This window comes from Leyella stercorea, assembly GCF_021531655.1.
In genome coordinates this window covers 26,491-37,485 of sequence record NZ_JADYUF010000036.1, presented here as the reverse complement: position 1 = coordinate 37,485, position 10,995 = coordinate 26,491, and the positions used below count along the sequence as shown (strand labels likewise).

The 10,995-nt window shown below is 49.1% G+C and carries 8 protein-coding genes; all 8 read right to left on the bottom strand.

What is annotated here, in order from left to right:
- Positions 1 to 612 precede the first annotated feature (612 nt).
- The gene (locus I6E49_RS10620) at positions 613 to 1,131 is read right to left on the bottom strand and encodes a helix-turn-helix domain-containing protein (RefSeq protein WP_235402241.1); all 519 of its coding nucleotides are present in this window, start codon (positions 1,129 to 1,131) and stop codon (positions 613 to 615) included.
- A 5-nt stretch (positions 1,132 to 1,136) separates the two neighbouring features.
- Positions 1,137 to 1,667 (bottom strand): hypothetical protein, encoded by a 531-nt coding sequence (locus I6E49_RS10615; protein WP_235402240.1) that lies wholly within the window; start codon positions 1,665 to 1,667, stop codon positions 1,137 to 1,139.
- 122 nt (positions 1,668 to 1,789) lie between these two features.
- Complete coding sequence (locus I6E49_RS10610; RefSeq protein ID WP_235402239.1) at positions 1,790 to 3,004, bottom strand: cysteine desulfurase; 1,215 nt, start codon at positions 3,002 to 3,004, stop codon at positions 1,790 to 1,792.
- A gap of 171 nt (positions 3,005 to 3,175) precedes the next feature.
- A complete protein-coding gene (sufD, locus tag I6E49_RS10605) occupies positions 3,176 to 4,519 on the bottom strand; it encodes a Fe-S cluster assembly protein SufD (RefSeq protein WP_235402238.1) in 1,344 nt (447 codons plus the stop codon).
- Positions 4,520 to 4,644: 125 nt separating this feature from the next.
- A complete protein-coding gene (gene sufC / locus I6E49_RS10600; protein ID WP_235402236.1) occupies positions 4,645 to 5,397 on the bottom strand; it encodes a Fe-S cluster assembly ATPase SufC in 753 nt (250 codons plus the stop codon).
- A gap of 17 nt (positions 5,398 to 5,414) precedes the next feature.
- Positions 5,415 to 6,236, bottom strand: a complete 822-nt coding sequence (locus I6E49_RS10595) for a hypothetical protein (RefSeq protein ID WP_235402234.1) — start codon at positions 6,234 to 6,236, stop codon at positions 5,415 to 5,417.
- 152 nt (positions 6,237 to 6,388) lie between these two features.
- Complete coding sequence (gene sufB, locus I6E49_RS10590; RefSeq protein WP_235402232.1) at positions 6,389 to 7,843, bottom strand: Fe-S cluster assembly protein SufB; 1,455 nt, start codon at positions 7,841 to 7,843, stop codon at positions 6,389 to 6,391.
- Positions 7,844 to 8,028: 185 nt separating this feature from the next.
- Entirely contained in the window at positions 8,029 to 10,875 is a 2,847-nt protein-coding gene (gene infB, locus I6E49_RS10585; protein ID WP_235402231.1) for a translation initiation factor IF-2, read from the bottom strand.
- Positions 10,876 to 10,995: the final 120 nt, after the last annotated feature.

Genomic DNA, 10,995 nt, shown 5'->3' with positions numbered 1-10,995 from the left:
GTCATATGCCTTGTATGAAGTTTCTGTCCGTTAGGTCAGATGTTTGCCGCCGGCTTCTTTCAGATTCCAACTCACGATGGACACCCTTGCCTTTGGCTATGTAATTCCCGCTATTAGGGCTTACTTGGGACTTGCACCCGTTAGACAATGCTCGTGCCGAGCATACAAAAGCAAAGGCCGCCCGGCATCACTGCCAAACGGCCCAATTCAAATTGTCATTATCAAACAATTACAAACTGCTTTTTCTTAATCTTTCTATTTTCAAAAAACCTTTTTTACTACTATCGCATTGTAGAACCTAATCTGCAATTCTACTTTTTCTGAATACCTAATAGTTTCCGTCAATTAATATTTAAATCGTGTATTCTGCCCGTGGCCGCCATGCGACATCCGGACATTATATATATTGATAGTTTTTGTGTCACTCTTCAGTATATACTTATACACGTATTATACGTCTTAACAGCGGTAGCAAAGTTATAAAAATCTTCGGAATAAGCACTTGTCAAAATGTAAAAAAATATACCAAACGGTAAAAAAGCGACTCTCAAAACGTGCATTTAAATCGGAGTCCGATTGCTATTTCTGTGCGAAGCGTAGCATATGAGACACCTATAGAGCCATTTCGCTACGATATTGCTGCGGACTGCACCCGTTTTTCTGGATAAAAGCACGACGGAAGGTTGACAGCGAATTGAATCCCGACATCTCAGCCACTACCTCAAGAGTAAGGTCGGTGTCACTCATCAACTGCATTGAATGTCCGATGCGGTAATCGTTGACGTATTCGTAGAACGACTGTTCGCATGTCTGATTGAAATACTGGCTCATATAGGTACGGTTAGTGCCAATGCTGTCTGCAAGATCGGAAAGACGAAGCTTGGGATTGAGATAGACCTTGTCTTCTTCGAACGCCTTCTGTATGCATTGCGCTATCTGAACATCGGCAGAAGTGGTCACGGCAGAAGGAACAGATGATTCGGTTTCGGAGGGCAGGGAGAACGTCTGCACCCCTGAAGTTTGCACCTCAACAGACTCACTGTCGCCTCTACACGCCACCGCCTTAATCACTACATCCAGTCTGTTGATGAAATAGCAGACCACCGACCATGATACCAATGAGGTAATCATATAAATCAAGTCGGAGAAAAGCCTTGAAACAGTGCCTGATGTACCCATGCAGTAAGTATAACATAGAACAACAGCATCACTCCACGAAGCCAATGCAGATTGATTTCTTCATCATACGAATACTCCTCCTTCAACCGACGATGATAGACCGGCAATTCACGCAGAGTCCACACGGCACACCATGTGCCGTAGGCGATAGACATTGCAATAAGAACATAGAAAAAGAATGAGTTGACGAAGACTATATATAATAAGGAGAATATCAAAAACGGTAACTCAGCCAGTAAGCCACGACGCAACGTAACAAAACCTGGACGACAGAACTCGAACAACACCATGGCGTAAACCGGTACGGTGACTATATCGAAACACGTTGACAAACGGTCGTGGAAACAATTGTCTGCATAAAAAGAACTCACCAACGGCAAGTCCTTAATGTACTGTAAGCACACCAACAACATGAGTGCACCTATCAGACGTTTGGACAACGGCAGACTGCGACGGCTGAATATCCAAGCCATCATCAGATGAAACATTATGCACATGCAGTACATCAGATATAGTATATGTTCGAGTTCAATAGTTAGCAGTTTGTGCAGGCTATGGCTTCAAAACCATAGCCTGATGAAAATTCAGTAAATTCAGGTAATTAAGCGTATCAGAACATCTGACTTACTCTTCTCACGCCAGCGACAAGAGCGTCAATTTCTTCCTTTGTATTATACAAAGCGAACGAGGCCCGCACCACACCCTGAACGCCAAGACGATCCATGACGGGCTGGGCACAATGATGACCGGTGCGCACGGCTATGCCAAGACGGTCGAGCAGTGTTCCCATGTCGAGATGATGTATGTCGCCGACGAGGAACGACACTACCGCATCCTTGCCCTCGGTGGTGCCGAAGAGGCGCATATTGGGTATCTCAGCCAACTGCTGCATGCAGTATTCGGTGAGTTCGTGCTCATGTCGGGCGATGTTGTCCATGCCGAGAGCCGACACATAGTTGATGGCTGTAGCGAGTCCGTGGGTGGCTACATAGTCGGGAGTACCTGCCTCAAACTTGAACGGAAGTTTCTCGAACACCGTCTTCTCGAAGCTTACACTCTCTATCATCTCGCCTCCACCCTGATAGGGCGGCATGCGGTCGAGCCACTCTTCTTTGCCATACAGCACTCCGATGCCCGTCGGACCGTAAATCTTATGACCCGAGAAGGCGAAGAAGTCGCAATCCATAGCCTGCACATCTACCGCAAAATGAGGAGTCGACTGCGCTCCGTCTACCAATACGGGCACGCCGTGGTCGTGGGCTATGCGGATAATCTCATTCACGGGATTGACAGTTCCGAGCGTATTGCTGACATGAGCTACGCTGACAATCTTGGTCTTTTCGCTGAACAGTTGCTCGTAAGCCTCCACATCGAGCTTTCCGCTATCATCCATCGGTATTACCTTGAGCGCAATGCCACGCTTGGCGGCTTGCAACTGCCAGGGCACTATGTTGGAGTGGTGCTCCATAACAGACACTATCACCTCATCGCCCTCGTGCATAAACTCCTCGCAGAACGAAGAAACGACAAGATTGATGCTCTCCGTTGTGCCACGGGTGAAGATTATCTCCTCGGTCTTGGGAGCGTTGATAAACTTGCGCACGGTTTCACGAGCAGCCTCGTGCAGGTCGGTGGCACGCTGCGACAGATAATGCACGCCACGATGCACATTGGCATTGGCGTTGAGATATTCATCGCGCATAGCATCGAGCACGCACAGTGGTTTCTGTGTCGTAGCCGCATTGTCGAGATAAACGAGCGGACGGTCGTAGACGGTGCGCGAAAGTATGGGGAAGTCGGCACGGACTTTATTGATATCGTACATATTAGTAATGGAAGAGGGAAAAGGGAAAAGGGAAAAGTGAAATATCAAATAGCCTAAGAATAGAGAGGTGTGGAAAAGTGAAGAGGGGAAAGTGAAAAGTGAAGAATCAAATAGTAAAGAGAATAGTCTATTCTTCTAAACATTTGGATTTTTCACTTTTCACTTTTCCTTTTACTTGCACATTTTGCAGCCTTCACACTTGCTCAGTTCGCCACGGAATCGCTTCTCTACGAGATAGTGCAGGCGGTCGCGCAGTGGTTCAAGCTGTATCTTGTCGATCACCTCATTGACAAAGGCGAACTCAAGGAGCAGTTTGGCTTCCTTCTCGCTGATGCCACGCTGTCGCATATAGAACAATGCGGCGTCGTTGAGCTGTCCTACGGTAGAACCATGCGAGCATTTCACGTCGTCGGCATATATCTCGAGCATCGGCTGGGTGTACATTCGGGCAGTCTTGGTGGCGCAAAGGTTCTGGTTCACCTCTTCGCTGACAGTCTTCTGCGCTCCGTGACGCACGAGTACACGACCTGCGAACGCTCCCGTCGACTTGTCGTCGAGTACATACTTGTAGAGTTCGTGACTCGTACAGTGGCTCACCTGATGGTCGATGAGCGTGTTGTTATCGACGTGCTGTGTTTTGTCGGCTATCACGCAGCCGTTGCACCAGCATTCGGCACCCTTACCCCTCAGCATCACGTCGAGACGGTTGCGGGTCACGCCGTTATGCAGGGTGATTACATTGTGGTGGAAACGTGAGTCGCGCTGCTGCTCAACATACACGTTCGACACGCGTGTGTTCTTGTAGTGGGTCTCCTCCATGCAGTACAGCTCAAGCGAAGCGTTGGCTTCGACATAAGCCTCTATGACCTGCGTTGTAAGGAACTGGCTGTCATCGGCGGCATGGTCGCAGAAAAGGAACTTGGCATTGGCGCCTTCCTCCATGACAATGAGCACACGACGGTTTACCATCAGGTCTACCGAAGAGCGCAGGATGTTTATCACCTGCACCGTCTTGTCTACAATGACATTCTTCTTGACGTACACCAGCAGTCCGTCCTGTGCCAGCATTGTATTGAGAGCGGTGATGCCGTCCTCGTCGGTCTTTGCCAGACGGGCGTAGTATTTGGCAACAAACTCAGGATTCTGCTTGGCATAATCGGCAAGCGACGCTACAACGATACCCTCTGGAAGATTGTCCTTGGGCTGCAGTGCCTGGCGGAACTGGTCGTTGACAATGAAGTAAAGTGATGTGCTGAGGTTTGGCACGTCACAACGGAATGCCTTATATGGGTCGACCGGCACTTCGATACGGTTGATGTTCAATCCGTAGTTTGGATCGAAGAGCTTGTCTATGGTTGTATATTTGTATCTCTCAACCTTTCGCGACGGGAAACCCAAGCGCTCGAAATCAGCAAAGGCAGCGTCACGCACGGCGTTCATTACGTCGGCGCTGTGGGCGCAGATTTGTTCGCGTGTGTCGCGATATAGGTCGATATATTGTTGTTCGCTGTTCATTATTTTGAGTTTTGAATTTTGAGTTTTGAGCTTTGAATTGTTGCGACGTGGTCGCAATTGTGAGTTTTGAATTTTGAATAAATCAAAATCGGCTTTGCCGATAATTCAAAACTCAACATTCAAAACTACTCTTCAACCTCTGCTTTAATCCAGTCGTAGCCTCGCTGCTCAATCTCCTTTGCAAGCTCCGGTCCGGCAGTCTTCACGATGCGTCCCTTGTAGAGCACGTGCACCACGTCGGGTTTAATCATATCGAGCAGACGCTCGTAGTGAGTGATGACTATGGCTGATGTCTCAGGATTGTGCATTTTGTTTACACCGTCGGCAACAATACGCATTGCGTCAACGTCGAGTCCTGAGTCGGTCTCATCGAGGATGGCAAGCTTCGGTTCGAGCATAGCCATCTGGAATATCTCGTTGCGCTTCTTCTCACCGCCCGAGAATCCCTCGTTAACAGAGCGACGTGTGAACTTAGAGTCGAGTTCTACAATCTTGCGTTTCTCGTTCATGAGTTTCAGGAAGTCGCCAGCCTTAAGTTCGGGCAGACCCTGATACTTGCGCTTCTCGTTGACAGCAGCCTTGAGGAAGTTGGTCATCGATACGCCCGGTATCTCCACCGGATACTGGAATGAGAGGAAGATTCCTTCGTGTGCACGATCTTCAGGCTTCATCTCAAGGATATTCTTGCCGTTGAACCAAGCTTCGCCCTCAGTCACCTCATAGAGAGGATTGCCTGTGAGCACAGCACTGAGAGTAGACTTGCCAGAACCGTTAGGTCCCATAATGGCGTGTATCTCGCCATCCTTGATTGTGAGGTTGATGCCTCGGAGTATTTCCTTGCCAGCGATTGTGGCGTGGAGGTTCTTTACTTCTAACATATCTTGATTTTATAAATTTAGTATGAATTGAGCACTTTGTTGAGGTTCGACTTATGGCGTTCTTTCTTCGTCTCCCTGTTAGGCTCGTCGTCAGAGTAGTATAAGCCAAGAGCCTTACATATGAATTTGTAGATACTGTTGCCGTCGTCTGATGTAAAGCAGAACGGGAATGTCGCCTTCACCCCTATCTGAATGTTATGGCGGTGCATGTTGGAGTGCATCCTGTATACTGTAGGCTGTCCGCTGTATGTGGAGATTACGCGAGTCTTGCCGTCAAAGGCGAGCGGAAAACCATATTGGAATTCCAAAGCAAGCGAAGACAAGATGTAGCAGTCAAGACCTACGGTCGGGGCTACACTCAGTCGTGGATAGCTAATGTCGTAGTTGCGCTCATAGCTGTGAGTTTCTCCAGTGCAACTCATGTTGTGCTGTTCATGCCGCGAGCCAACATTGGTGTAAGTCATAAGCGAGGCATAAGGCTGAATGGCACAACTGGAACGTAGCGGATAGTAGCGTACACCGACTGATATATTGCGCATTGTTGCCGAGACATCGCTGCTGAACCACTCCAGAGTCTCCGCATTATAGCCACCAACCAACGAGAAATGGTCATTGGAGAGATAATACTCCAGCATCAAATTGCCCATAGGCGAGCCGAACGCCCCTGCTTTTTCCACATACGACTGCGACTGTTCGTGGCTTGCCGTAGTAGGACAAGAGAGATTCATGCCTGCAATGACAGCCCAACGACGCGACGTGTCGTCATCGTCGTCATTGGCTGCCGACATATATATAGGAGCTGCTAAGAGTGCGGATGTCAAGAGAATCTTGTTGAACATATATTAAAGATTTTAGTCTTGGATTATTGCCTGCGGCTATTTTGAGTCTTGAGTTCTGAATTTCGAGTTTTATAAACTCATAATTCAAAATTTATTAATTCAACATCGGCTTTGCCGACCGTTCTAAATTCAAAACTCAAAACCCAAAACTTTTATCCTACCGTTCCTTCCAACGATACGCTCAGCAGCTTCTGAGCCTCAACGGCAAACTCCATCGGCAGTTTGTTTAGCACTTCCTTGGCGTATCCGTTCACGATGAGTCCTACAGCTTGCTCGGTCGGGATGCCACGCTGGTTACAGTAGAAGAGCTGGTCTTCTGAGATTTTTGAGGTTGTAGCCTCGTGCTCTACCACAGCAGTGTCGTTGTGGATGTCCATATAGGGGAATGTGTGAGCACCGCAGTCGGAACCGAGCAGCAACGAGTCGCACGATGAATAGTTGCGGGCGTTGTCGGCATTGCTTGTGGCACGCACCAGTCCACGGTATGAGTTCTGGCTGTGTCCAGCAGATATACCCTTCGAGATGATTGTCGACTTGGTGTTCTTGCCCATATGAATCATCTTCGTTCCGGTATCAGCCTCCTGATAGTTATTGGTCACTGCAACTGAGTAGAACTCTGCCTGCGAACCATCGCCACGCAGAATACATGATGGATATTTCCATGTAATGGCAGAACCTGTCTCCACCTGAGTCCACGAGAGTTTTGAGTTGACACCGCGCAGGTCGCCACGCTTTGTAACAAGGTTGAGCACACCGCCCTTGCCATTCTCGTCGCCTGGATACCAGTTCTGCACCGTCGAATACTTCACCTCGGCATTGTCGTTGACGATAATCTCCACAATAGCGGCGTGCAGCTGGTTCTCGTCGCGCATCGGAGCGGTGCATCCTTCGAGATACGAAACGTAAGCATCGTCGTCGGCAATGATGAGAGTACGCTCAAACTGACCCGTGTTGCGGGCGTTGATGCGAAAGTAAGAGCTCAGCTCCATCGGACAGCGCACGCCCTTAGGGATATATACGAACGAACCGTCGCTGAATACAGCACTATTGAGCGCTGCATAGAAGTTGTCACGATACGGCACTACTGAACCGAGATACTGCTTCACGAGGTCGGGATGGTTCTTTATGGCGTCGCCGATTGAGCAGAATATGATGCCCTTCTCAGCAAGATGCTGTGTGAATGTTGTCTTCACCGACACTGAGTCCATAATGGCATCTACAGCCACTCCGCTCAATGCCAGGCGCTCTTCAAGAGGAATACCAAGTTTGTCGAATGTCTTCATCAGCTCTGGGTCAATCTCCTTCTTCTCGTCCTTAGGCTTCTTTGCGAGCGGGTCGGCATAGTATGAGATTGCCTGATAGTCGATTTCGGGCAGATGAACATGTCCCCAAGTGGGCTGCTCAAGTTTCAGCCAGTGGCGGAACGCCTCCAATCGGAACTCAAGCATCCATTCTGGCTCTCCCTTCTTCTGGGAGATGAGCCGCACAACGTCCTCATTGAGTCCCTTGTCTATGATGTCGGTGTGCACGTCAGTGGTGAAGCCGTACTCGTATTTCTGCTCTGCCACCTGGCGCACAAAGGCATTTTTTGTATCTTTATTTTCCATTTTTGCAGTAAGTTAGCCGGATGCCGGGCGCTCATTTGAGCCGTGCATTCCGACGTTCTGTTTTAAAATGCAAAATTACTAAATCCGTAGTGATTAAACGAAAAATATACATTATTTTATTATAACAAAAAATTGCCGTGCAAGGAAGTAATTTCCAACACGGCAATTTTGCTTATGTAAGTGTATTACAGAGTCTGCTTAACTTCAATCTCGGTGAAGGTCTCGAGCACGTCACCCTGCTGGATGTCGTTGAAGTTGACGAGCGAGATACCACACTCGAAGTTGGTGGCAACCTCCTTAACGTCGTCCTTGTAGCGCTTGAGGGCAGCAATCTCGGCGGTGTGAACCACGATACCGTCACGAACGACGCGGGCCTTGTCGGCACGGTGTACCTTACCCTCGGTAACATAACATCCGGCAACGGTTCCAACCTTAGAAATCTTGTATACCTCACGTACTTCAACCTGACCGGTGACAACTTCCTTCTTCACCTTGTCGAGCATACCAATCATGGCTGACTTAACGTCGTCGATAGCGTCGTAGATGACTGAGTAAGTGTTGATTTCTACACCCTCCTGCTCAGCAAGCTTGCGTGCTGCTGCCGAAGGACGCACCTGGAAGCCGACGATGATGGCATCAGAAGCATCAGCGAGCGTAACATCGCTCTCTGAAATCTGTCCCACAGCCTTGTATATAACGTCCACCTTGATCTTCTCGGTAGACATCTTGATGAACGAATCCGACAGAGCCTCGATAGAGCCATCGGTGTCGCCCTTGACGATGATATTGAGCTCTTTGAACGATCCTAGTGCGATACGGTGAGAGATGTCCGACAGTGTAAGACGCTTCTGAGTACGCAGTCCCTGCTCACGCTGCAGTTGCAGACGCTTGTTGGCAATGTCACGTGCCTCCTGCTCTGTCTCAAGAGTGTGGAATGAGTCGCCCGCTGTTGGAGCACCGTTGAGTCCGAGGATGATAGCTGGTTCAGCCGGTCCTGCCGACTCAATGCGCTGGTTACGCTCGTTGAACATTGCCTTGATACGACCCCATGATGTTCCGGCGATGATGTTGTCGCCTACGCGCAGTGTACCGTTACTTACGAGCACTGTCGAAACATAACCACGACCCTTGTCGAGCGACGACTCGATAATAGAACCTGTGGCCTTGCGGTTAGGATTGGCCTTAAGGTCAAGCATTTCAGCCTCAAGAAGCACCTTCTCCAAAAGATCGTTCACGTGCAAACCTTTCTTGGCACTGATTTCCTGACACTGGTATTTACCGCCCCACTCTTCAACAAGGAGGTTCATTGCCGACAGTTCCTCACGTACACGGTCGGGGTTTGCACCTGGCTTATCAATCTTGTTGATAGCGAACACCATCGGGACATTGGCAGCCTGACAGTGTGCTATTGCCTCCTTGGTAGTAGGCATCACAGCGTCGTCGGCAGCGATAATAATGATGGCGATATCGGTCACCTGAGCGCCACGGGCACGCATGGCGGTAAACGCCTCATGACCCGGAGTATCGAGGAATGTTATCTTGCGTCCGTCCTCAAGTTGAACGTTGTATGCACCGATGTGCTGAGTGATACCACCAGCCTCGCCGGCGATAACATTTGTCTTGCGTATATAGTCGAGCAATGATGTCTTACCATGGTCTACATGACCCATTACGGTAACAATCGGAGCACGCGGAACAAGATCATTCTCGTCATCCTCCACCTCAGTGATAGCCTCCTGCACCTCAGCGCTGACATATTCGGTCTTGAATCCGAACTCCTCTGCTACGAGGTTGATGGTCTCGGCATCCAGACGCTGGTTGATTGACACCATAATACCTACGCTCATGAGTGTTCCGATTACCTGGTTTACCGATACATTCATCATAGTAGCCAGTTCCGAAACAGTCACAAACTCGGTCAGCTTCAGTGTTTTGCTCTCCTTCTTCTCCTCGCGACGCTCCTCATTCATCTTTTCCTGAGCAGCCTCACGCTTCTCCTTACGGTACTTGGCACCCTTCTTGTTTTGGTTCTGCTTGCTTGTGAGTCGAGCAAGAGTCTCCTTCACCTGGCGCGCTACGTCCTCGTCATTTAGCTCAGCGGGTTTCTGCTGTCCGCGTCCACGGTTCTTCTTCTTGTTCTTGCCGCTTCCGCCACCGTTACCTCCGGCGTTGGTATTCTTTCCACCCTGTCCGCCTGGCTGGTTGGCAGCTGCGTTTATATCTACACGAACCTTATTAATACGCTCGCGCTTCTTCTTGTCACCGCGCTGTTGCTGCGATTTCTCCTCACGCTCCTTGCGCTTTTCTTCCTTCGACTTCTTCTTGGGGCGTGTGCTCTGGTTGATCGCATTGAGGTCGATTTTGCCGAGTACGTTCACCTTAGGTGTATTGAGCATCTTCTTCTCGCTCTTTGTGGTGAACAATGTTGAGTCGGTCTTGGTCGTCTCAGCGGCTGATGTCTCGGTGGTTGCGGCTGGTTTCGCATCCGTTGTTTTGGCAGCCATAGTAGGCTCCTGCTTCACTTTGGGTTTGTTCTCTTTGTCTTGAACCACTGGCTTTTGTATTTTTTTTGTTTCCGTCTTCTCCACAGTCTTGTCGGCAGTAGCCTCGCTGCCCTGTGTTGTTTTGTTGTTTGCCGGCTTCTGACTAACGGCAGCAGTCTTGGCCTGAGGCTCCTTACGAGCCTCAGGTACAGCTGGCTTCAGCTCGGAAGGTTTCTTTCCGATACTGTCAAGGTCAATCTTGCCCAACGGCTTATACTGCTGTTGGGTAGATGATGAAAGAAGTCGTTCGGCACGGTTGTCGTCCTTCTTCTTTTCTTTCGGCTTTTTCTGCAAGAGTTTTTCAGCTTGAGAACGCACCTCCTTGTCCTGCTGGAAAGCTCCAGCGAGGGCGTTGTACTGAGCGTCACTCAGTTTGAAACTCGGCTCGGCCTTCACCTCTCCCAGTTCGCTTCTTTTCTCAAGGAACTCCACTGCCGTCTGGAGTCCTATATTCAACTCTCGTAATGCTTTGTTTAACCTGATGCTCATATTTATCTGTTTTAAAAGTAAAAGAGTAAAAGAGTAAAACGTCTGCCTACCTCTGCTTTGTCCGCTACTCTGTTTACGTCTTTTCCTTTTGCTTTGTTAGGGTTTAAATTTATTACTTAC

Excerpts from the sequence above, each read along its gene's own strand:
- I6E49_RS10620 (WP_235402241.1), bottom strand. The coding sequence starts at position 1,131 with ATGATTACCTCATTGGTATCATGGTCGGTGGTCTGCTATTTCATCAAC.
- sufB (WP_235402232.1), bottom strand. The coding sequence starts at position 7,843 with ATGGAAAATAAAGATACAAAAAATGCCTTTGTGCGCCAGGTGGCAGAG.
- I6E49_RS10610 (WP_235402239.1), bottom strand. The coding sequence starts at position 3,004 with ATGTACGATATCAATAAAGTCCGTGCCGACTTCCCCATACTTTCGCGC.
- I6E49_RS10595 (WP_235402234.1), bottom strand. The coding sequence starts at position 6,236 with ATGTTCAACAAGATTCTCTTGACATCCGCACTCTTAGCAGCTCCTATA.
- infB (WP_235402231.1), bottom strand. The coding sequence starts at position 10,875 with ATGAGCATCAGGTTAAACAAAGCATTACGAGAGTTGAATATAGGACTC.
- I6E49_RS10615 (WP_235402240.1), bottom strand. The coding sequence starts at position 1,667 with ATGTTTCATCTGATGATGGCTTGGATATTCAGCCGTCGCAGTCTGCCG.
- sufC (WP_235402236.1), bottom strand. The coding sequence starts at position 5,397 with ATGTTAGAAGTAAAGAACCTCCACGCCACAATCGCTGGCAAGGAAATA.
- sufD (WP_235402238.1), bottom strand. The coding sequence starts at position 4,519 with ATGAACAGCGAACAACAATATATCGACCTATATCGCGACACACGCGAA.